General features: G+C 62.8%; 20 protein-coding genes and 1 tRNA gene. 10 read left to right on the top strand and 11 right to left on the bottom strand.

Going from position 1 to position 21,509, the window contains the following annotated elements:
* Window positions 1–30 precede the first annotated feature (30 nt).
* The 5 genes from JQ567_RS16420 to JQ567_RS16400 all read right to left on the bottom strand — a co-directional run bounded on the left by JQ567_RS16420 (window position 31) and on the right by JQ567_RS16400 (window position 5,145).
* Window positions 31–1,539 (bottom strand): tripartite tricarboxylate transporter permease, encoded by a 1,509-nt coding sequence (locus JQ567_RS16420; RefSeq protein ID WP_212439799.1) that lies wholly within the window; start codon window positions 1,537–1,539, stop codon window positions 31–33.
* Window positions 1,540–1,551: 12 nt separating this feature from the next.
* Window positions 1,552–2,019 (bottom strand): tripartite tricarboxylate transporter TctB family protein, encoded by a 468-nt coding sequence (locus JQ567_RS16415; protein ID WP_212439798.1) that lies wholly within the window; start codon window positions 2,017–2,019, stop codon window positions 1,552–1,554.
* Between the two features lie 10 nt (window positions 2,020–2,029).
* Window positions 2,030–3,034, bottom strand: coding sequence for a tripartite tricarboxylate transporter substrate binding protein (locus tag JQ567_RS16410; protein WP_212439797.1), 1,005 nt, complete (start codon window positions 3,032–3,034; stop codon window positions 2,030–2,032).
* 64 nt (window positions 3,035–3,098) lie between these two features.
* Window positions 3,099–4,319: a CaiB/BaiF CoA-transferase family protein gene (locus JQ567_RS16405; RefSeq protein ID WP_212439796.1), complete on the bottom strand. Its 1,221-nt coding sequence runs from the start codon at window positions 4,317–4,319 to the stop codon at window positions 3,099–3,101.
* A gap of 34 nt (window positions 4,320–4,353) precedes the next feature.
* A complete protein-coding gene (locus tag JQ567_RS16400; protein WP_212439795.1) occupies window positions 4,354–5,145 on the bottom strand; it encodes an enoyl-CoA hydratase/isomerase family protein in 792 nt (263 codons plus the stop codon).
* A 160-nt stretch (window positions 5,146–5,305) separates the two neighbouring features.
* Between JQ567_RS16400 and JQ567_RS16395 the strand changes: the two genes are divergently transcribed.
* The 6 genes from JQ567_RS16395 to JQ567_RS16370 all read left to right on the top strand — a co-directional run bounded on the left by JQ567_RS16395 (window position 5,306) and on the right by JQ567_RS16370 (window position 13,649).
* A complete protein-coding gene (locus JQ567_RS16395) occupies window positions 5,306–5,944 on the top strand; it encodes a GntR family transcriptional regulator (protein WP_212439794.1) in 639 nt (212 codons plus the stop codon).
* Between the two features lie 191 nt (window positions 5,945–6,135).
* The gene (locus JQ567_RS16390; RefSeq protein ID WP_212439793.1) at window positions 6,136–7,068 is read left to right on the top strand and encodes a helix-turn-helix transcriptional regulator; all 933 of its coding nucleotides are present in this window, start codon (window positions 6,136–6,138) and stop codon (window positions 7,066–7,068) included.
* 208 nt (window positions 7,069–7,276) lie between these two features.
* Window positions 7,277–9,682: a TonB-dependent siderophore receptor gene (locus JQ567_RS16385; protein ID WP_249165506.1), complete on the top strand. Its 2,406-nt coding sequence runs from the start codon at window positions 7,277–7,279 to the stop codon at window positions 9,680–9,682.
* 67 nt (window positions 9,683–9,749) lie between these two features.
* Window positions 9,750–10,919 carry a PepSY domain-containing protein gene (locus JQ567_RS16380; RefSeq protein WP_212439792.1) on the top strand — a complete coding sequence of 390 codons (1,170 nt, stop codon included), beginning with the start codon at window positions 9,750–9,752 and terminating at the stop codon, window positions 10,917–10,919.
* Window positions 10,920–10,923: 4 nt separating this feature from the next.
* Window positions 10,924–11,115, top strand: a complete 192-nt coding sequence (locus JQ567_RS16375; protein WP_212439791.1) for a hypothetical protein — start codon at window positions 10,924–10,926, stop codon at window positions 11,113–11,115.
* A gap of 182 nt (window positions 11,116–11,297) precedes the next feature.
* Window positions 11,298–13,649, top strand: a complete 2,352-nt coding sequence (locus JQ567_RS16370; protein ID WP_212439790.1) for a mechanosensitive ion channel domain-containing protein — start codon at window positions 11,298–11,300, stop codon at window positions 13,647–13,649.
* 25 nt (window positions 13,650–13,674) lie between these two features.
* On the opposite strand, the gene JQ567_RS16365 is transcribed toward JQ567_RS16370, so the two are convergent.
* The 4 genes from JQ567_RS16365 to JQ567_RS38865 all read right to left on the bottom strand — a co-directional run bounded on the left by JQ567_RS16365 (window position 13,675) and on the right by JQ567_RS38865 (window position 17,963).
* On the bottom strand, window positions 13,675–13,941 hold the full coding sequence (locus JQ567_RS16365; RefSeq protein WP_212439789.1) for a DUF3551 domain-containing protein: 267 nt from the start codon (window positions 13,939–13,941) through the stop codon (window positions 13,675–13,677).
* A 56-nt stretch (window positions 13,942–13,997) separates the two neighbouring features.
* Window positions 13,998–14,720: a DNA-3-methyladenine glycosylase I gene (locus JQ567_RS16360; RefSeq protein ID WP_212439788.1), complete on the bottom strand. Its 723-nt coding sequence runs from the start codon at window positions 14,718–14,720 to the stop codon at window positions 13,998–14,000.
* 895 nt (window positions 14,721–15,615) lie between these two features.
* Window positions 15,616–16,314, bottom strand: a complete 699-nt coding sequence (locus JQ567_RS16355) for a flagellar hook assembly protein FlgD (RefSeq protein ID WP_212439787.1) — start codon at window positions 16,312–16,314, stop codon at window positions 15,616–15,618.
* 11 nt (window positions 16,315–16,325) lie between these two features.
* Window positions 16,326–17,963 (bottom strand): flagellar hook-length control protein FliK, encoded by a 1,638-nt coding sequence (locus JQ567_RS38865; RefSeq protein ID WP_212439786.1) that lies wholly within the window; start codon window positions 17,961–17,963, stop codon window positions 16,326–16,328.
* Between the two features lie 375 nt (window positions 17,964–18,338).
* Between JQ567_RS38865 and mnmA the strand changes: the two genes are divergently transcribed.
* The 4 genes from mnmA (at window position 18,339) to JQ567_RS16330 (ending at window position 20,844) form a co-directional block, all read left to right on the top strand.
* Window positions 18,339–19,541 carry a tRNA 2-thiouridine(34) synthase MnmA gene (mnmA, locus tag JQ567_RS16345; RefSeq protein ID WP_212439785.1) on the top strand — a complete coding sequence of 401 codons (1,203 nt, stop codon included), beginning with the start codon at window positions 18,339–18,341 and terminating at the stop codon, window positions 19,539–19,541.
* Window positions 19,542–19,576: 35 nt separating this feature from the next.
* Window positions 19,577–20,215 carry a class I SAM-dependent methyltransferase gene (locus JQ567_RS16340; RefSeq protein ID WP_212439784.1) on the top strand — a complete coding sequence of 213 codons (639 nt, stop codon included), beginning with the start codon at window positions 19,577–19,579 and terminating at the stop codon, window positions 20,213–20,215.
* A gap of 72 nt (window positions 20,216–20,287) precedes the next feature.
* Window positions 20,288–20,653 (top strand): hypothetical protein, encoded by a 366-nt coding sequence (locus JQ567_RS16335; RefSeq protein WP_212439783.1) that lies wholly within the window; start codon window positions 20,288–20,290, stop codon window positions 20,651–20,653.
* 114 nt (window positions 20,654–20,767) lie between these two features.
* Window positions 20,768–20,844, top strand: a tRNA-Met gene (locus tag JQ567_RS16330).
* A 6-nt stretch (window positions 20,845–20,850) separates the two neighbouring features.
* Here the strand turns inward: JQ567_RS16330 and JQ567_RS38640 are convergent.
* Window positions 20,851–21,039, bottom strand: a complete 189-nt coding sequence (locus JQ567_RS38640; protein WP_283816514.1) for a type I restriction enzyme endonuclease domain-containing protein — start codon at window positions 21,037–21,039, stop codon at window positions 20,851–20,853.
* Window positions 21,032–21,406 carry a type I restriction enzyme endonuclease domain-containing protein gene (locus tag JQ567_RS16325; RefSeq protein ID WP_312017416.1) on the bottom strand — a complete coding sequence of 125 codons (375 nt, stop codon included), beginning with the start codon at window positions 21,404–21,406 and terminating at the stop codon, window positions 21,032–21,034. The genes JQ567_RS38640 and JQ567_RS16325 overlap by 8 nt, the downstream gene beginning before the upstream one ends.
* Between the last annotated feature and the right edge of the window lie 103 nt (window positions 21,407–21,509).

Below are 21,509 nucleotides of genomic sequence, written 5' to 3'. Positions count from 1 at the left end.
TATCTGCGGTCAAATTGTTTTGCGCGCCGATCATGGCTTTACCTCCGACCGCGGCATCATCCGGCCGATCGTTCGCCAGATTGTCGGCATCAGCAGCAGCGCCGCGCCAAGCAGGATCAGCGTTGTCACCAGCGGTTTGGCAAAAAATATTCCGAGCGAGCCCTTCGACATCAGCATGGATTGGCGAAATGCGTCTTCCGCCTTGTCGCCAATCACGATCGCGAGCACCAGTGGGGCCAGCGGATAATGAAGCTTCTTGAACAGATATCCCAGAACGCCGAACCCCATCATCAACATGACGTCGAGATAGGAATTGGAAACCGAATAAGCTCCGACCGTGCAGATGATGACGATCACAGGCGCAATGATGAAGAACGGCACGCGCATCAGCGCCGCGAAGATCGGCACCGTCAGCAGCACCAGGACCACGGCCACGACGTTGCCGAGATACATCGAGGCGATCAATCCCCAGACGAAGTCCTTTTGCTCGACGAACAGCATCGGTCCGGGATTCAGTCCCCAGATCATCAGCCCGCCCATCATGACGGCGGCGGTCGCCGATCCCGGGATGCCCAGCGACAGCATCGGAAGCAGGGCGCTGGTGCCGGCGGCATGATCCGCGGCTTCCGGAGCGACGATGCCTTCCGGCTCGCCCTTGCCGAAATTCGCGCGCCGGGGCGAAAGACGCTTGGCGATGCCGTAGCTCATGAACGATGCGGCGGTCGGGCCTCCCGGCGTGATACCCATCCAGCAGCCGATTGCCGCGCTGCGGAGGAGCGCCCAGCCATGTTTCGGAAGACCCACGAGCGTACGGAAGACTTCGCGCCACTCCACTTTGGAGGAGATCGCCTTGACATGAAATTCCTCTTCCACGGCAATCATCAACTCGCCGATCCCGAACAGGCCCATGACGGCGACCACGAAGCTGACGCCCTTCACCATCTCGTCGATGCCCATGGTGAGCCGCACGCTGCCGGAGACCGTGTCGATCCCGACGGCCGCCAGGGCAAAGCCGATCGCGAGCGATACCAGCGTCTTGATCGGCGGCGAGCCGCCCATCCCGATGAAACTCGCAAACGCCAGAAAATAGACCGCGAAATATTCCGGCGGCCCGAAGGCCAGCGCCACTTGCGCGACCCATGACGCCGCAAGCGTAATCAGAACGACACCGGCGAGCGCGCCAAAGGCGGCCGAGCCGAACGCCGTCGCCAGCGCCGTGGTCGGCCTGCCGTCGCGCGCCATCGGATAGCCGTCGAACGTGGTCGCGACCGAGGAGGGCTCACCCGGAATGTTGAACAGAATGGACGTCACCGAGCCGCCGAACAAGGCGCCCCAATACATCGACGAGAGCAGGATGATGGCCGACACCGGCTGCATTCCGAAGGTGAGCGGCAGCAGCAGCGATACGCCGTTGGGCGCGCCGAGGCCGGGCAGCACGCCGACGAGAATGCCGAGCAGCACGCCGATCACCATCAGCAAAATATGATTGCCTGACAGCGCGATGCCAAAGCCGTGCATCAGGGCTTCGAGATTCTCCAACGAAGCGCTCCCCTAGAAGCCGAACAAGGTGCCGAGCGCGCCGCGCGGCAACGAGATCTGGAACGTCAGCTCGAACATCAGATAGAGCGCCAGCGCCGCGCCGATCGCGGCGACGGCTGCGAGCAACAGCGAGCCACGCTTGTGCCAGGCCAGCGCTCCGAACACATAGAGCGCGGCGGCCGGATACATCCCGATCAGCGGAATAACCCCGACAAACACCGCGGCCGGGACGAACAGGATCGGCAATCGCCTGAACTCGCTTGGCCCGAGGATGACGGCCCGCGCGTGCATCCATCCCTGCACGAGATTGAACAAACTGCCGGCCAGGATGACGAGGCCGACGATCAATGGAAAGGTGCCGGACTCGACGCCGGCGGCGGACCAGCCGATACCGTTGTCGAGGCTGGAGACGACGACGGCTGCGCCGAACGCCCCGGTGATGAGCGCCGTCGCCGCTTCCAGGCTGCGTCCAGAGACCATCGTCCGAACCCTAGTTGGAGATCAGCCAGCCTTCATCGGCGGCAACCTTGCGGGTGCGTTCGATGTCTTCCTTGATGAACTTGTTGAAGGCATCACCGGTCAGGAACGTGTCGGTTTGCGACGTCCGCTCGATATATTCCTTCCATTCCGGCGTGGCCTGCACCTTCTTCATCAGATCGACATAGAAGGCGGCCTGATCGGCCGTCACCTTTCCCGGCAGCCACACCGTGCGCGGTTGCTGGAATTGCGGAATGGCCAGGCCGGATTCAACGCAGGTCGGGATGTCGTGCCAGTTCTGCGTTGCCGTGACCTTGGGTCCGTCGGGCAGGCGCTGCGGGCTGAAGGCGCATAGCGGGCGCTGCGTGCTGCCCTTCCACTGTCCGATGCTTTCGCTGGGATTGTTGACGTGGGCGTCGATATGGCCGCCGGCCAGTTGCACCGCGGCTTCGGCGCCGCTCTTGAAGGGAATGTAGACGAATTTCACCTTGGCCGCCTTGTCGATCATGCGCGTGAGCGTTTCATCGGTGTCCTTTGATTGCGCGCCGCCCATCTTGACATCGCCCGGCGGCTTCGCGGCAACGGCTTTGAGAAAATCCTGCACGTTCTGGTAGGGCGCATCCTGCTTCACCCAGAGCAGGAATTCGTCCTGCACCATCGCGGCAATCGGCGTCAGGTCGGTGTAGTTATAGGCGACCTTGGAGACCATCGGCTGGTTCCAGGCGTTCGATGTGCCGAACACGACCTTGTAGGGATCGCCCGCCATGGCCTTGGTGTAGGTGTAACCTTCGGCGCCGCTGCCGCCGGCCTTGTTGACGACGACGATAGGCTGCTCGACCAGCTTATATTTGGTGACGATGTTCTGGACGGCACGCGCGAAGTTGTCCGTGCCGCCGCCCGGGCCTGCCGTTGCAATGAATTCGATCGGCTTGGCCGGTTGCCACGCGGCATTTGCCGCTCCCGTGAACCCGATTGCGAGACCGAAGGCGATCGCAGCGAATGTCGGCTTCTGAGACATCTAGTCCTCCCGTGTGTCTTATGATTTTTGTTTTCTTGGTTCTGGCGTTTCCTGGGCTTTTGCGTCAGCCTACTTCATCCTTGGCAAACTCCGGCGCGGCGATCGCGCCCTCCCTGTGAAGCGCCGCAATTTCGTCGGCGTCAAAACCGTAAGCGCCGAGGATTGCGCTGGTGTGCTCGCCGTAGAGCGGCGCCCCCGAGCGCACCTTGCCGGGCGTCTGCGAGAACTTGATCGGCAATCCAATCGTCTTCACGCTGCCGAGCGTGGAATGCTCGACCTCGACCACCATTTCACGCGCGATCGTCTGCGGGTCGGCGAGGGCCTGCAGCATGTCGTTGACGGGCCCGCAGGGGACGCCGGCCTCCTCGAGCGCCGCCAGCCAATATTCGGCGGATTTGGTTTTAAAGCGCGCCGTGAGCACGGCTTCCAGTTCCTTCAAATGTCCCATTCGATCGGCGCCGGTCGCAAACCGCGGATCCCGCGCCAGTTCGATTGCATCCAGCACTTCGAGCGTGCGCATCCAGTTTTTCTGGTTGGCGCCGCCGACCACGATCCATTTGTCTGATGTTTCGAACGCCTGGTAGGGCGCATTGAGCGGATGGGCCGAACCCATCGCCTTCGGCGCCACGCCGGTGGCCATCGCGATGGCAGCCTGCCAGTAGGTCTGAACGAGGGCGGCCTCGAACAGGGAGGTTTCGACCCATTGCCCCTCGCCGGTTTTGAGACGGTGCGCATAGGCGGCGAGAATGCCCATGGCCGCGAGAATTCCCGCCGTGATGTCGGACAGCGGCGCGCCGCATTTGACCGGTGGTCCGTCGGGCCGCTCGCCGGTGAAGCTCATGATGCCGCTCATCGCCTGCGCCACCAGATCGAAGCCGCGGCGATGCTTGTAGGGGCCGGTGCGGCCAAAGCCGGACAGCGAGCAGTAGATCAGGGCAGGGTGCGCCTTGCTGATGTCGGCGTAACCGAAACCGAGCCTGTCCATCACCCCGGGGCCGAAATTCTCAACGAGCACGTCCGCCGATCCGATCAGGCGCCGCAGCACCTTTGCGCCGCCCGGTGTCTTCAGATCCAGCGCAATGCCCTTCTTGTTGCGGTTCATCATCAGGAATGAGGCCGCCACGTCGCCGATCCTGGGAGGGACCATGTAGCGGGTGTCGTCGCCGGCCGGAATCTTTTCGATCTTGATGACCTCGGCGCCCATGTCGGCGAGCATCAGCGTGCAGGTCGGGCCTGCCATGACGTGCGTCAGATCGACAACCTTCAATCCACTCAGGGGACCCATTGTTTCTCCCGCAATGTTGTTGTTCTTGTTGCGATCAGTCGCCAGTCCATTGCGGCTGGCGCTTGCCCAGGAAGGCGTCCATGCCTTCCCGGAAATCCCGGCTTTGGTAACACATCAGGATCAGGTCCTCGTCTTCGGCCGGCTTGGGCTGCGCGCGAAGCAGCGCCTGCTTGGTGGCACGCAGCGTCAGGGGCGCATGACCAGCGACAAGCCGTCCCAGTTCATCGGCCCGCCGTTCGAGGGCGGAAAGATCTTCCACGACTTCATGCAGCAGGGCGATGCCGGCGGCCTCTTCGGCTTCGATCAGGCGCGCGGTAAAGATGATCTCCTTGAGCCGCGTCGCCCCGATCAGGCCCGAGAGCCGGCCGATGCTGGATGCCGACAGGCAGTTGCCGAGCGTGCGCGCGATCGGAAACCCGAATTTCGCGGTCCTGGTGCCGATGCGCAAGTCGCAGCATGCGGCGATCGCGGCGCCGCCGCCGGTGCAAGCGCCGTTGATCGCCGCAATGGTCGGCACCCGGCATTGTTCGAGCGTGGTCAGCACGCGATCGATCCGGGCCTCGTAGTCGATGGCATCCTGCGGGGTGTTGAACGCGCGAAACTGGTTGATGTCGGTGCCGGCCGCGAACGCCTTGTCGCCCGCGCCGCTCAGGATCAACACCTTGAGGCTGCGGTCGCCGGCGGCGGCTTCGCAGATCGCGGCGAGCCGCTCATACATGCCGAAGGTCAGCGAGTTTCTCGCCTGCGGCCGGTTGAAAATGATCCGGCCGATGCCGTCGCGGACCTCGTACAGCAGGTCTGTGTCGGGGGTGACGTTTTCATTCATTTTCTTGACAGACCCCTCAGGATGGAACCTCAGTTTGGCTGTGGAGGGCATTTTTGAATGCAAAACATATCCAATGCAACAGGAATTTGGTCGAATTTGCTTGGTATGGATCATTTTTGCATTCAAAATGGTTCCATGAGTCGCCGAGGAGAACCTCGATATGATGCATGACGAGGTGGTTTCCCGCCTCCGGCACGTCTTGACGGAGGGCGAAATCCCGCCGGGTGCGCGCATTCCAGAACGCGAGCTGTGTGCGTCGTTCGCGATATCGCGTACGCCGCTGCGCGAGGCGCTCAAGGTGCTCGCGGCCGAAGGGCTCGTGGTGCTGTTGCCCAATCGCGGCTCGCGGGCCGCCAAGCTCACCCAGAAGGACGTCAAGGAACTGTTCGAAGTCTGCGAGGCGCTCGAAGCCGCGGCTGGTGAGCTGGCATGTCCGCGCATTTCCGACGCGCAGCTGCGCGAAATTGCCGAGCTGCAGGCCAGCATGGTCGAACATTATCGCGCGCAGGATCTGCTGTCGTACTATCGCTGCAACCGGTTGATCCACGAGGCCATCGTTCGCGCGGCCGATAACGCGGTGCTTGCCGGCTTCTATGAGTCGATCGCCGCAAGGATACGGCGGGCTCGGTTCATCACGCCGATGTCGCCTGAGCATTGGGCGCTCGCCATCCAGGAGCACGAAGGAATCCTGAACGCGCTGCAGCGGCGCGACGCCGGCGGGCTCGCCCATATCCTGCGCACGCATCTGCGGCGAAAGCGCGAGGAAGTCGTCCGGGCCGGCTTCGCCGAGGGCGAATGATCGTCGAATTCCAACCGACCAGGGTCTGCTTGCTACCGCGTGCGGAGTGCACGAGGCTGCGCCCACATCCACCGCAAGCTGATTAAAACGATTCTATTTTCAAAACCTTCTAAACTGGAAGCGGCGATCATCGTTGAGGACGATCTGCGCAGATTGCATAGTGGCGGCATGAGCGTTTCCGAACCGCATTGATGCCGCATATCTACGACCACATTTTCGAGCAGTTCCGCATCGTCGATCCCGATGACAATGACAGGTCGATCGTGGAAGATTTTGCCAGCCGTACGCAATGGCTGGAGACGCCGGGCTGCCTTTTCCAACGCAACAATATCGTGCTGGGCACCCGGATTCGTACTGAAGGTGTCATCAAGGCAGGGCTTTTTGTCTCCGTGATACTCAAGGGGGCAGGGAGCGGCCGGGCGCGTAAGGGCGCCACCCGGATCAGCTATTCGGATGCTTCCCTCGTGGTCATGGCGCTCAAGGAGCCGACGCTGTGGGACGGCGATGCGCCGCGCGGCGCGCACATGCAGGCGGCCGGTGTCGCCTTTCCCGTCGCGTCCCTGGAGCGGCTCGGACTGATGGATGAATTCATCGGACTGTTCGACACCAGGGACCAAAACGTCTTCGTCGCTTCGCTGAAGGCGTCGCCCCGGATCAAGGCGATTGCCATAGAGATGATTTCCCCGGTGGCGGAAGGCCGGACCGCCGAGCTGCTGCTGTCGGCGCATGCGACCGAGATGCTGGCCCGGGCCATGCTGGCGCTGCGCGGCAACGAGGGCGTCAGCCTCGTATCCGACCATAAGCGTTTACGCCTGCAGGCGGTCAGGGAGCTGATCGAATCCGATCTGCGGCATCCCTGGACGATTGCCGAACTGGCAAGGCACGCCGGCGTCAGCCGCCGCTCGTTCACGGCGCAATTTCATCGGGTCTATGGCGTCAGCGCATCGGAATATCTTCGAACCAGCCGGCTGAAATCGGCCCGCGAAGCCTTGCTGCATCAGGGATTGTCGGTCACCGAGGCGGCCTATGCCGTGGGCTACGCCAACCCGGCGAATTTTTCCACGGCGTTCCGCCGGCATTTTGGCTACGTGCCGAGCAGCTGCCAGCGCGACGGACTGTCCTGACCTCACCGCATTCTAAAGGGGGAACCTGGCCGCCTGCGTGGCGGCTGGGGACATCATGCTGCGCCGATGCGTGACCGGCGGAGTATTCCCAAGTTGAACTTGGAGAGTGTCGACGCACGATCAAAGGTTTTTTGCGCATACGCAAAGGCATCCAAAAATCAAATCTGGTCTCTCGTGAACGGGGATTAGTGAACGGGGTGAGACTGCGATGCGTGATTCTGTACAGCCATCGGCGTGGGGCGTGGCGTCGAAGGCGTTCTGCGTAACCGTATTCGGGTTGAGCATGCAGGTCGGGGAGGTTCACGCGCAATCCGGCCAAACCTTGCCGCCCGTCACCGTCGATGCACCGAAGCCGCAAGCGGCGCGTCCAACCCAGCCGGCGAGAAGGGCCGCAAGGTCGCAACGCGCGACCAGGCAGGTCGCGGCCCCCGCGCGGCAGCAGGTGGTGGAACAGAACGCCGGTGGCGGTCCCGCGAGAGAACGCGCCAACGGCCCGGTGAACGGGATTGTCGCGCGGCAGAGCGCAACCGGAACCAAGACCGACACGCCGATTCTCGAAACGCCGCAATCCATCAGTGTCGTGCCTCGGCAGCAGATCGAGCAACAAGGGGCGCAGAGCGTCGCAGAGGCCATTCGGTATACGTCGGGTACGCAGGGCCAATTGTACGGCGCGGCGTCGGTGTTCGATACCGAGGTCAGGGTCCGTGGCTTTATCGCACCGCGTTATCTTGACGGCCTACGCCTGCCTTACGATACGACAATTCAGTTTGCTCAGCCGAGGACAGAGCCGTACGGGCTCGAACGGATCGAGATTCTCAAAGGACCGGCATCGGGCATTTACGGCCAGGCTTCTCCCGGCGGTATTCTCAATATGGTGAGCAAGCGCCCGACCACTGAGCAGCGCGGCGAGGTAGAGGCACAAACAGGCAGCTTTAATCGGATTCAGGGGGCCTTCGATGTCTCCGGTCCCATCGACAAGAATCGCGAATTTCTCTATCGCTTTGTCGGCTTGGCGCGCGAAAGCGACACGTTTGTCGACATGAACAAGGAGCAACGCTATTTCATAGCGCCGAGCTTCACGTGGCAGCCGACCACCGACACCAGCCTCACAGTGCTGGCCAGCGCGCAGCGCGACCGCCTTAACGGCCAGGTCCATCAATACCTGCCGGCGTACGGTACGCTCCTCGCCAACCCCAACGGTCGAATTCCCGTCGGCACCTACACCGGCGAACCGGCGTTCGACCGGATCGGGTATGACCAGGCCATGATCGGCTACGAATTCAAGCACCGCTTCAACGAGGGTCTCGAATTCCGCCAGAACATGCGCGTGGCATCGGTCGATATTGATATGTTTTCGATGCGCAATGCCGGGACGCTTTGCCCTGTCGCGGGCGGTCATCCCGCCTGCTTGGGTGGTCCCGTGGATCCGGCGCAACGCATCACGTTGCGCGATGCGAATTTTGTTGGTGGCAGCACGAAAAACTTCGCGATCGACAACCAACTGCAGGCGGATTTCAACACAGGCTGGCTGCGTCACAAGGTATTGGCCGGCCTGGACTACCAGAAAACCTCGGTCGATACGGACTACCGCGGGACCTTCCCCGGCTTCCCGATCGATGCCTACAACCCGGTCTATAATGCGACGCCGCTGCCGACCAAAGCCGGGCTGATCCCGTTCATCAATACGTCGACGAACAAGGACCAGATGGGCGTCTACCTTCAAGACCAGATCAAGCTCGATCGCTGGAATCTGGTCCTGACTGGACGTCATGATCGTGCGACTGCCGAGACAACCAACAGGCTGGCCAACGCGAATGTCCCGCAGGATGATTCCGCGTTCACCGGAAGGGTTGGTCTCAACTACGTGTTCGATATCGGTCTGGCTCCCTACATCAGCTATTCGACGTCGTTCGAGCCGGTCGCAGGACTGTCGCTTGTTTCGGCAACGGGACAGCCCTTCAAGCCCACGACGGGGGAGGGAATCGAGGCGGGCATCAAATTCGCCCCGCCCGGCACCAGTATGCTGTTCACGGCTGCGATCTTTGACATGACCCAGAAGAATGTCGTGGTGAACACGCCGACATTTGTTCCGTTCCAGGTTGGCGCAATCCGCGTCAAGGGGGTGGAAGCCGACTTCCGCGCGAGCATGACAGACAATTTCGACATCATTGCCGGCGGTTCCCATCTCATGCCGATCGTGGAGGATCACGTAAATCCTGCCATCATCGGTAAGGATGTTGCGAGCGTGAATCGCGATAGTGCATTCTTGTGGGGCCTCTACAAGTTTACCGGGGGACCGGTCGCCGGCCTTGGTTTGGGAGGGGGCGTCCGATACACGGGGAGCTTGTTCGGCGACGACGCTAACCTGATCAGGGTCCCCGGTTATACGCTGTTCGATGCGGTGCTGACGTACGACTTCAGCTATCTGAACCGTGATTGGCGCGGTCTTCATCTGAGGGTCAACGCCATCAACATCGGCGACAAATATCACGTGACGAATTGCTTCACCGGCCTTGCTTACTGCGCGCTGGGCCAACCCCGCACCATCCTCGCGACACTGACCTATCGCTGGGGGGAAACCCCAAAGCCGCCGGTGCTTGTGACGAAGTATTGAGCTCGGACGTCGGGATGCCGGGGGTGTGAATGGCACCGGCACCCTATCGGGACGGAGGAAGAGTCAATTGACGCCAGCGACCAGATCTCTTCGCAGATGGGGCGCCGTCCATAAATGGACGAGCCTCATCTGCACGCTTTTCATGCTGCTGCTGTGCATCACCGGCCTGCCGCTGATCTTTCATCATGAGATCGACGAGCTCCTGCACAGCGAGGTGAAGCCGGCCGAGGTCGCGCCCGGCACACCGTTCGCCGATCTGGACAAGCTGCTCGCCAACGCGATGGCGAATGCACCGAAGAACATGCCGGTGCCGCATTTCCTGATCTGGGACCGCGACGATCCCAACGCGATGTTCGTCAGCGTCGGCGAGTCCCTCACGTCCGACCCCGTGAACAACCGCTTCGTCCGGATGGATTCGCATACCGGCGCCTATCTCGATTCGCCCGACGTCACCGGCCGTTTCACCTACATCATGCTGAAGCTGCACACCGACATGTTTGCAGGTTTGCCGGGGAAGCTTTTCCTTGGCCTGATGGGGATTCTGTTCTGTGTCGCGATTATATCGGGCATCGTGGTCTACGCGCCGTCGATGCGGAAATTGGACTTCGGCACCTACCGCAGCCAGCGCCCGCGCATCGTGCGCTGGCTCGACATCCACAATCTCGCGGGCATTTTGCTTGTGATGTGGACACTCGTGGTCGGCTTCACCGGCGTGATCAACACCTGGGCGGATCTCGTCCTGAAGATGTGGCAATACGGCCAGCTCGCCGAGATGACGTCGCAATATCGCGATCGCGCGCCGCCCGCCAAATTGACCTCGCTGCAATCGGCCGTGACCGTCGCGACGGAAGCGGTGCCGGGCATGACGCCGAGCTTTGTGTCTTTCCCCGGAACGATCCTCAGCAGCAAGAGCCACTATGCCGTCTTCCTGAAGGGCGACACGCCGGTGACCTCGCGCCTGCTCAAGCCGGCCTTGATCGATGCGGAAACCGGCAAGCTGACCGACAGCCGCGATATGCCCTGGTACGTCACCACGCTGTTCATCTCGCAGCCGCTGCATTTCGGTGATTATGGTGGCATGCCCTTGAAGATTCTCTGGGCGCTGCTCGACGTGCTGACGATCATGGTTTTGGGGACAGGGGTCTATCTCTGGCTGCGCCGGCGCAAGACCGGCGTCAGCGTCGATCGCGTCATCGCCCAGGGCTCCGCCATCGATACGCCCGTGCTGTCGCGGTGATCCCGTGAGAAATCATCGCAACCTGCGGCAAATCTTTGCGCTGCCTATACTGATCGGCATCCTCTCCACCGTGGGCCTCATCGCCGCCCTCGTCGGTGACGGGTGGTGGGACGGCCTGTCGTGGAGCTCACTGTCCTTGCCGGTCCTGCTGTATTTTTTCTTCACCATCCGCAGACAGACGATAACGCGCGATTAATTGCTGCGACATTTGTGTGACGCGGCATGCAAGAAATGCCCACAGCAAATGCCAAGAGAAAGTCGTCTCCATGGCAAACTTCCGACACATGATGGCGGCGAAAAGGGGCTCTCCGACATGACGCTGGCGCGGCGGCAAACCGGTTCCGGTTTTGCCGTCGTGCGCATTTAAAAGGGGCCTCGATGTCGCACAAATTCCTGCCCTCGTTGCTGCTCGTGTGCGCGCTGTTTGCCTGCCCCGCGGCGCTTGCCCAATCCAACACCGCGCCGGCCGCCACCGCCCCGGCAACCAACAACGCCAACGCGCTGACACCTGATCAGGCGAAGCGGGCGCTGGAGACATTGCAGGACGACAAGAAGCGCGCGCAGATGATCGATACTCTGCGGGCGATCGCGGGTGCGTCTTCATCGCCGCAGGCCGCCGAGCCCGCGTCCGAGGCGAAGCCGGCCATCCCGCTCACCGCGGATAGTCTTGGCGCGCAGCTGCTGCTGACCGTCTCCGAACAGGTCGGCGAGGTCTCGCGCGAAGTTACCCATCTGGTGCGCTCGATAACGCATTTTCCGGCGTTCTATTATTGGTTCCTGCGAACCGTCAACGATCCCGCGGCTTACGGCCAGATATTCGACATCGCGTGGAAACTGGCGCTGGTGTTCGGCTGCGCCTTCGCCGCCGAATGGCTGGTGTTCCGCCTGATCAAGCGGCCGGTGGCGCTATTGGAAGCGCGCCTGCCGCAAACCGCGCGCGCGCCGGCGCAGACGCTGGCAATGGTCGATCCGCCATCCTCCGCCGCTGACGTCACCGTGGAGCCGGCGTTGCACCGGCGGCGTCTCAGCCTGGCGCGGGCCTGGCAATCGCTGATCAGGTTGCCGTTCGTGCTGGGGCGGCTCGCGCTCGAACTGCTGCCGGTGCTGATCTTCGTCGGCGTTTCCACCATGCTGCTGAGCACCGAGATCGGCGATCGCCCGACGGTGCGGCTTGCCATCCAGGCGGTCGTCAATGGTTATGCGCTGTCGCGCGCGCTGATCTGCGCCGCGCGGGCGCTGGCCGGGCCGTACGGCCTGTTTCGGGTCCGCGCCGAGACCGCTGCCTATATCGAGATCTGGGTCCGGCGCATCGTCGCGGTCGGCGTATCCGGCATCGCCTTTGCAAACGTGGCGCTGCTGCTCGGGCTGAGCCGCGGCGGCTATGCCGCACTGCTGCGCCTCGTGATGCTGGTCGTGCATCTCTTTATCGTCGTCATCATCCTGCAATGCCGCCGCCAGATCGCCGACGCCATTCGCGCGCCTGACGGACGCACCGGCGCGGCCGCCCTGATGCGCAACCGCATTGCCGCTGTGTGGCACTATCCCGCAATCGCGCTCGACCTCGCGCTCTGGACGGTGTGGGCGCTGCACATCCGCAACGGCTATTCGCTGTTGTTGCAGTATTTCGTCGGCGGCATCGCCGTCATCCTGGTTGCAAGGCTCGCGATCATCGTGGTGCTGAGCCTGATCGATCGCGGCTTCCGCATCCGCCCCGAAATTCTGCAGCGCTTTCCGGGTCTGGAGACCCGCGCCAATCGCTATCTGCCGCTGCTGCGCAAGATCGTCGCTTCGGTCATCGCCTTTATGGGCTTCGTCGCATTGCTCGAGGTCTGGGGCATCGACGCCATCGTCTGGTTCTACGGCGGGCAGATCGGCAGCCGGCTGCTGTCGGCGGTGGTGACGATCGGCATCGCCGCGCTCGCGGCCGCTGCGATCTGGGAGGTCGCCAACGCGCTGATGGATCGCCAGGTCACTGCGCTGTCGCGCGAGGGGCATTACGCGCGCGCGGCGCGGCTGCGCACCTTCCAGCCGATGCTGCGGACCGCGCTGCTGTGCCTCATCGTGACCGTGGTCGGTCTGACCACGCTCAGCGAAATCGGCGTCAATGTCGCCCCGCTGCTGGCCGGCGCCGGCATCGTCGGCATCGCCATCGGCTTCGGTTCGCAGAAGCTGGTGCAGGACCTCATCACCGGGCTGTTTCTGTTGTTGGAAAACACCGTCCAGGTCGGCGACAACGTCACGGTGTCCGGGCTATCAGGGACGGTCGAGAATGTTTCGATCCGCACCATCCGCCTGCGGGCCGGCGACGGTTCGGTGCACATCGTTCCCTTCAGCGCGGTGACGACGCTCACCAATTCGAGCCGCGGCGCCGGCAATGCGTCCGTCAGTGTCAACGTATCTTACAAGGAAGACACCGACCGCGCCGGTCAGATCCTGAAAGACATCGTCGCCCAAATGCGGCGCGAGGACGAATACCGCCACGCGATCCGCGGCGATCTCGAATTGTGGGGCATCGACAAGGTCGACGGTTCGATGGTCTCGATCGTCGGCCAGATCCGCTGCACCGACAGCGGGCGCTGGCCGGTGCAGCGCGAGTTCAACCGGCGCATGAAGCAGAAATTCCAGGACGCCGGAATCGAAATCGCCTCCACCGGACAAACCATCCTGATGCAGATCCCGCAACCTTCCGAGGCGGCGCCGGAGCAGATGCCGCGGCGCGCGGCGGGCTGATGGCGGCGATCAATTTCAGGCCGTACTAGTATGCCCCGCGCTGCCGTCGGACGTCCGGTCCCGCAGTCGCTCTTGCAGCACCATAATAAGGATTGGTGATGCACTGGGCGGCGCGGCCCGATGCCGTCGCGGCGCACTGCGCCAGCGAGGTAAAGCGGCATACGATGGCGCTGCCGTGGTGGCTGTAGGTCTGGATGCAGATCGGGTAGGCCGGATCATAGGTCTGCGCCCGAACGGGCGCTGCGGTCAAAAGTGCCGCGACGGCCACGACAATTATAGCTCGAATGCGCACGGGTGGGTTCCTCTCTGCACCGGTTTCTCAATCGAGGGAGCCCCGACACCAGGCCCTCATTCCTCGCCACCCAAAAACCGCGCCAGCGTCTCGTTACTGTAATTCTCCCCCGCCGACATCGCACAGATGCGTGAAAGCTGCACGTAAGGCAGCCCGGTTTCCTCGGCCCAGGCGTTGAACTGCGCCTGCACCTTGGCAAGGTCGCGCTTCGAGGCCACCGTCTCCGCGATATCGAGGCCGGCGTCGCGCAGGCACGCCACCATGTCCTTTGACGTGACGAAGCCGTCGAAGCCGAGAAAGCGCAGCATCATCTGGCCGGTGTTGCCGCCGAGCCGGCTGCCGCGCTTGGCCAGCAAGTCGAGTAGTCCGATCTGGTCGGAGGAGGGCCAGTTCGAGAGAAACTTGCCGAAGCTGCCATGTTCTTTGGCGATCTCGCGCACGAAGGTCGCATTTGATCGCACCGACATGATCTTGGCGCCGTTGCGCACGATGCGCGTGTCCTTCATCAACGCGTCCCAGAACTCATCCGCCTGCAGCGTCAGCGGCCCGGGCTTGAAGCCGAGAAACGCCTTCTCGAATCCCGGCCATTTGTTCTCGATCACGCTCCAGGCAAAGCCGGCCGAAAACACCCGCTTGGTCATCTCGGCGAGAATCCGGTCGTCGCTCATTTTGGCGAGCGCCTTCGGATCCGGCTTCGACGGCAGCAGCTTCTGCAGCGCCTTCGGCCCGCCCTTGCGCTTCTCTGCGCGCGCGCGAATGGTTTTGAACGGAATGGTCATGGGGCAAATCCTATCGCTGAACGATCCAACGCTCCTCCCCGTCCGACGGGTCAACCCGGTCAGGTTCTGTCATTGCGAGCGAAGCGAAGCAATCCATGGCACGGCATAGCGATTATGGATTGCTTCGTCGCCTACGCTCCTCGCAATGATGTCGGAGTGCGACAAATCAACCCGACGGGCAAATCAATTCTGATTTACGGAAATCGTGTCAAGCCTCGAAATAAAAAATATTTCGCTTTTACGGAAATAAAATCAGGTGCATATCTTTGGCCATCCCGTCCTACTCAGAGGGCGTCGGCCGTCGTCACGGACGTTGGACGGGATGCGATGGACGCCGATGTTGCGAAGACGTAACGCGACAGAGGCGTACGGCGAAGGCGCGTGGTCCTGACACCCCGTTGCTGGTGTCAAGTTCGCGAGGAGCCAAAAGCTTCTGGCGGGCGACGGTGGCAAGAAAGCCCGTTCACCGGGGAGATCGCGTTATAAGCCGTAAAGCCATTGCGCAGGGAAGGCCGGGTGTTCTCCGCTGCCCTGTATGCTCGTGTGCACTTTGTTTTGTGCAAACCGCACGCGAGACCGCGGGTGCAGCGCGCACCCGGTCTTCCCTGCGCCCTCTCATTCGAGGGCTAGGAATTTCTGGCAAAGCTCGGGCGCAATGCGTCGCGAGAATGCGGCCGCACATCCTCTCGCTGTTTGACAATTGAATCGAAGATTTTTTCGTCGTCCCGGCGAAGGCCGGGACCCATACGCCGCGGCCTATCGGTGAGAGTGCTGGCGTTAGCGACCCTCTTCAACAACAACCGTCACGGAGTATGGGTCCCCCGATGCGCAATTGCGCATCTGAGCTCAAGGCCGGGACGACGAGGACGAGAGAGCGAGCCATTAGCCCGCAGCGCTAGCTCGTGGTCGACGGGCGCACCACGCGCTTGATCTTGTCGGTCGTGTAGCTTTGCCCGCCGATCGAAAGCAGCGGCGGGGAGGCGCTGAGATCGACCGAATCCACGATGCCCTGGACTTCGGTGGAGATCGCCACGTTGTTGCCGGAGCTGTCCTTGCCGGTGGCGGTCAGCGTGTAGGTGCCGGCCGGCCACTGCACGCCGTCATTGCCTTTGCCGTCCCAAACGAAACTGCTACCGCCCTGTTTCAGCGAGTAGTTGCCGCTGTACGCAGTCTGTCCCGCCGAGTTGGTGATCGTGATGGTTGCCGAGGTGTCTTTGTCGCTCTGAAAATTCCAGGTCGCCGACTTGTCGAACGCCGCCTTGCTGCCGTCGACCGCAACTGTGTTGCCGACATAGACCAGCGCCTGGGTCGCCTGGGCGCTCTTTTCGATTTCGAGCAGCGACTTCAACTGCTCGTTGGACTTGAGCTGCTGCTCGACGCCGGCGAACTGCACCAGCTGCTGGGTGAACTGGTTGGTGTCGAGCGGATCCAGCGGGTTCTGGTTCTGCAGCTGCGTCGTCAGCAGCGTCAGAAAGGTCTGGAAATTATCCGCGATCCCCGTCGTCGCGGTCGAGCTCGTGGAGCTGCTGGAGCTCGAACTGCCCGTTGCGGGCGCCGAGACGATCGTCGTCGGCATGGTTGCATCGACTGCCATAACGCTCTCCGTTAAACCCTGATGTCCACGCCGCCGCTCGCTCCGAGCATGCGGCCATAGTTGCGGCCGGCAACCGCTGCCGGAATGCTGTCTTCTTCGCTGACGACCAGGCGATGGGCGTTGGGATTGGACTGGTTGCCGTCGCTCTGGCCCTGCGAGGATTGATCGCGCAGGCTGAATTGCAGCCCGCTATTGCCGGTCGAAAGTCCGGCGTTGTCGAGCGCGCGCTGCAGCTGGTTGGCGTCCTGGCGCAGCATCGACAGCGTCTCCGGCCGCTCCACCGTCAGATGCGAGGTGACCTGGCCGTTGCGATCGACATCGATGCGGACGTCGATGCGGCCAAGCTCGGCCGGATCGAGCCGGATTTCGAAACGGCTCTTGCCGCTCTTGGCCGACGCTGCGATTTCCATCGCAAGCCCGCTGAGCGGCACCGCTGCTGATGTCGCGACGGCGACGTTGAGCTGGGGTACCGGGGCCGGCGTGGTGGAAGATGCCGGCTGCTGCGTCTGGATCGCGCCTGCGGCCTGCAAGCCGTTGTTCGATGCGCTAAGCAGCGTCTGGCTGACGTCGGCTGTGACCGGATGCGCATGCGTGGCCGCATGGGCCGATGGTGCCGGGGCGCCGTTGCCTGCGACATCAGCCTTGGCAGGGTCGATGACGCCGTTCTCGGCTTTCGGTTGGCCTGCGACCTCCGCCTGCGGCGTGACTGATGGAACGATGGTGCCGGGCGCCGGAGCCGCGGGGGCGGCGATCGTGCCGGCTGCCTTGTCTGGTTCGCCTGAGGTCGCAGTGCCTTCTTTCGCCACGACCGGCGTTCTGGCTTGCGTTGCGGTTTTCGACACGCCGGCAGCCGTTGCAGCTGCGGATGCAGCCAATGCGATGCCTGACGTGAGCGTGGTGTCGGCGGGCGCGGCCTGCGCGGTGACGGCTAAGCTGACCTCGGTCTGGGCATCGATCTTCGCGCCCTCTGTCTTGGCGGCGTTGGCGGTCGCCGCCGGATTTGCGCTGGCATCGGCCGCCGGAGCGGCTGCCCCGGTGAGCGAGGCGGTGGCGGCAATGGCGGCTGCGGCGACGGCAAGCGGCGCCGTCGCGGTATCGGTCGGAGCTTTTGCGATCGAGGCTTCCGCCGTCGCCGCGGCGACGGGAATGACTGACGCCACGGCGCTGGCCGTTACCAGTGCTGCCGTATCCTGCTTCGCTTCGGTCTGATCGGTGGCCGCAGCGCCTTCGCCGGAAGCGGGCTTGCCTTCCGCCTTGGTCTCCTCCGGTTTCGAAATGTCGGACATCGAGGAATCCGATTTCGGCTTGGAGCGGCGGGTTGCGTCGGTCGTGGTGTCCGCTTCGGCATTGTCGCGGGCATTGCTGCCGACATCGCGGCCGCTGGAATCCTGGCGCGCGTCGTTGCGCGCGGCCTTGTCGGATGCCGCTTTGTCCGAGGCCGCCTTGTCCGATGCCGCGGTGTTGTCCCGCGCCCGGTGGTCCGCCGGGCTTTGCGAATCGTCGGCGCGTCGCGGCGCGGTGTCTTGGGAACGGTGGTCGCTGTTGGCCGCCGCCTTGTTGCTGTCGACCAGCGCGGCAAAGCTGTCGTTTCCGGCCGTCAGGTCGGAATCCGGCCGCCCCGACCTCGCCGTAGCGCCTTGAAAAGACACGTTTGCCAATAGTTCTGACGTGACACCAACCACGGGCGACCCTCGCGCTGAAACCTTGGCTACCTCTGAGCAAGGACCGGGCCATGCTGGATTTTCGTAAAATATCTTTTTATTTCAATGGCTTAATTTGACGTCGGGTCGGCCGCCGAGGGCCTCGGCCGGCCCCCTTTTCTGCCCGGCGGCAAGATTTGCCGTCTATTGCCCGGCCAAAGCCGGTCCGACTGATTGCCTCCCGGGAATACGGCCTATATTAAAGAGCGGGCTTCTGGTCCGGCAAAAAAGGGCCGGACTGGGCCTTAAGGCCTTATATGTAAAAGGCTTTTTTGAACTCTTGCCGCGCGGCGCTGCCTCGCGATTGAAGCCGATTGACCTGTCATGCCGAACAGTCTGGACCTCGAAGGCCGCCCCCAGGACACACGGATCGTGGTCGCCATGTCTGGCGGCGTCGATTCCTCGGTGACGGCTGCCTTGCTGAAGTCCGAGGGCTACGACGTGGTCGGCATCACGCTGCAGCTCTACGACCATGGCGCGGCCACCCATCGCAAGGGCGCCTGCTGCGCCGGCCGTGACATCCACGATGCCCGCAATGTCGCCGAGCGGATCGGCATTCCGCATTACGTGCTCGATTATGAAAGCCGTTTTCGCGAGTCGGTGATCGACAATTTCGCCGACAGCTACGCGCTCGGCGAAACGCCGGTGCCGTGCATCGAGTGCAACCGCTCGGTCAAGTTTCGCGACCTGCTGGCCACCGCGCGCGAGCTTGGCGCCAGCGCGCTCGCGACCGGACATTATGTCGCCTCGCGACGTCTCGCTGACGGATCGCGGGCGCTGGTGTGTGCGGCCGACGCCGATCGCGACCAGAGCTATTTCCTGTTCGCGACCACGCGCGAGCAGCTCGACTATCTGCGCTTTCCGCTCGGCGACATGACCAAGCCGCAGGCGCGCGAACTGGCGCGGCGCTTTGGTCTCGAGGTCGCCGACAAGCAGGACAGCCAGGACATCTGCTTCGTCCCGACCGGGCGCTACACCGACATCATCGGCCGCCTCAAGCCCGGCGCGATCGAGCCCGGCGACATCGTCGATCTCGACGGCCACGTCATCGGCCATCATCAGGGCATCGTTCATTTCACCGTCGGCCAGCGCAAGGGATTGGGCATCGCGTCAGGCGCGCCGCTCTATGTCGTCAAGCTCGATGCCGCCAGCCGCCGCGTCGTGGTGGGACCGCGCGAGGCGCTGCGGATGGATCGTATCCAGCTGCGCGACGTCAACTGGATCGGCGACGGCGCGCTGGAGCGCGTGATCGGCGCAGGCATCGAGATGTTCGTGCGCGTGCGCTCGACGCGCCCACCACAGCCGGCCTGGCTGCGCGCGGTCGATGGCGGCTATGAAGTCGAACTCGTCGCCGGCGAAGAGGGCGTTTCGCCGGGCCAGGCCTGCGTGTTTTACGACGCGCCCTCGGGGCAGGCGCGCGTGCTCGGCGGCGGATTCATTAAAAGTGCGACCGCGCGGAACGCCGCGGCGAGGGCAGGGGTACAGGCGGCAACTTCACCACCGCTTGCCGAGGTGATGCGCGGCTAGAAAAATGCGGGGCATAAGGGCGGGGGCTTAAGGGAATGACTGCGGACATCGACCGCGAGGGGGTCGAAAAGGCTTATGGGCGCTGGGCGCCGGTCTACGATCTCGTGTTCGGCAAGGTGTTCGAGCACGGCCGTCAATCGACGATCGCGGAAGCCGACAAGATCGGCGGGCGCATTCTCGACGTCGGCGTTGGCACCGGATTGTCGCTGTCGGATTATTCGCGCAGCACCAAATTGTGCGGCGTCGATATTTCCGAACCGATGCTGCGCCGGGCGCAACAGCGGGTTCGCGCGCTCGGCCTCTCCAATGTCGAAACGCTCGCGGTGATGGATGCCAAGAATCTGGCGTTCAAGGATTCGTTCTTCGATGCGGTGGTGGCGCAATATGTCATCACCGCGGTGCCGGATCCCGAACGCACGCTGGATGATTTCATCCGCGTGCTGAAGCCCGGCGGCGAACTCATCCTGGTCAATCACATCGGCGCCGAAAGCGGCCCGCGGCGCATCTTTGAACTCGCCTTCGCACCGCTGGCGCGGCGGCTCGGCTGGCGGCCGGAATTCCCCTGGGAACGATTGACCAATTGGGCTGCCAAACATGGCGGCGTCAGCCTGACAGAACGGCGGCCGATGCCGCCGATGGGGCATTTTTCGCTGATCCGCTTCCGCAAGTCCTGAAATTGCAAGTCTTGAAATTGCAAGTCTTGAAATCAGCCGGGAACCTCCGCGGCTGCGGACCGTTTTCCCTCCATGGCAATAAAACGCTCGCTCTTTCTGTCGTGTGTTCTGATGGCGGCCTCGGGCGTCGCGGCGGCGCAGGCCCCGCCTGGTCCGGCCACTCCCCCGGCTCCGACCGCGCCGCCATCGGCTGCGCGGACCGCCAATTGCGCGCCGATGCATCCAGCGCCGCATTCCGGCGCGGCAGCACCGGAAGGCACCACCACCGGCCAGCGGGCCGAACCGCTCGGCGAGAGGCTGGCGCGCTCCGATGGCGTGCTGTGCCCGCCCGCCGGCATTGATCCCGAAATCCACGCGCCGGCGCCTGACGGCGGCAAAACGCCGGTGATTCCGCCGCCCGGCAGCCCCGGCGGCGATCCTTCGATCCGGCCCAAATAGCGCCGTTTGCAGGCACTTTTCGAACGGAGCGGGTTTGCTTGACAGGCCCCCGACCGACTCCTTATATGCCGCGCGTTCGCGACTGCGGTATATTGAGCCGTGACGGTGAACCGTGGCGAGGTAGCTCAGCTGGTTAGAGCACGGGAATCATAATCCTGGGGTCGGGGGTTCGAGTCCCTCTCTCGCTACCAGTAAAATCAATCACTTAGCGTTCTTTTCGACTGAACCTGAGGTGTAACCCTTCGTGGCAGGGTAGCTTGAATGGCGCTCTCATTCTGGGCGAGGGCGTCGTAGAAGGCGAGTTCTTCCTCACTTAATCCTTGCTCCTCGCCGCGCTTCCGGGCCGCTTGTAGATCTTTGGCAAGCGAAATAAGTTCCTCAATCATCTCCGGCATTGGAGTGGTAGCGCGCCATGGCATCTTCAAGTCGTTTGGGGAATGCGCGGCTCTCAACCACGTTGGTTTTTGATCTGCTCTTGATCTCACCATTCAGGAGCTTCCGAAGCGCCTCCAGCGCGAGGTTCTTTCGGTCAAAGCCCCGAAGCTCTGCCAAAAAATCGTCGGATAGAATTGAGATATCAGGCGATTCGATACCTGCGGCCCGCAAAACATCGATGATCTCTGAGGAGGCGACGGCCCGGTCGATCAACTGCTGGACGGCGAAAGCCCTGTCTGCCTGAGAAATCGAACCTGTTGCTGTCGCCTTGGCGATAGCCGCCCGAATCGTCTGAAAGAAGCCGACGTCATCCCGGATCGCCGCTGCAGCGTCACTCGCTGAAGCTAGAGCGGGATGAGGTTAGGTTGATTCGATTAGGGATTCCCAAATCAGAGCGTCTCTGATTCAACATGCTGGCTGG

This window comes from Bradyrhizobium sp. AUGA SZCCT0431, from assembly GCF_018131065.1.
GTDB lineage: Bacteria > Pseudomonadota > Alphaproteobacteria > Rhizobiales > Xanthobacteraceae > Bradyrhizobium.
The sequence above is the reverse complement of the archived record's forward strand: the minus strand, read 5'-3'. Positions and strand labels throughout refer to the sequence as shown.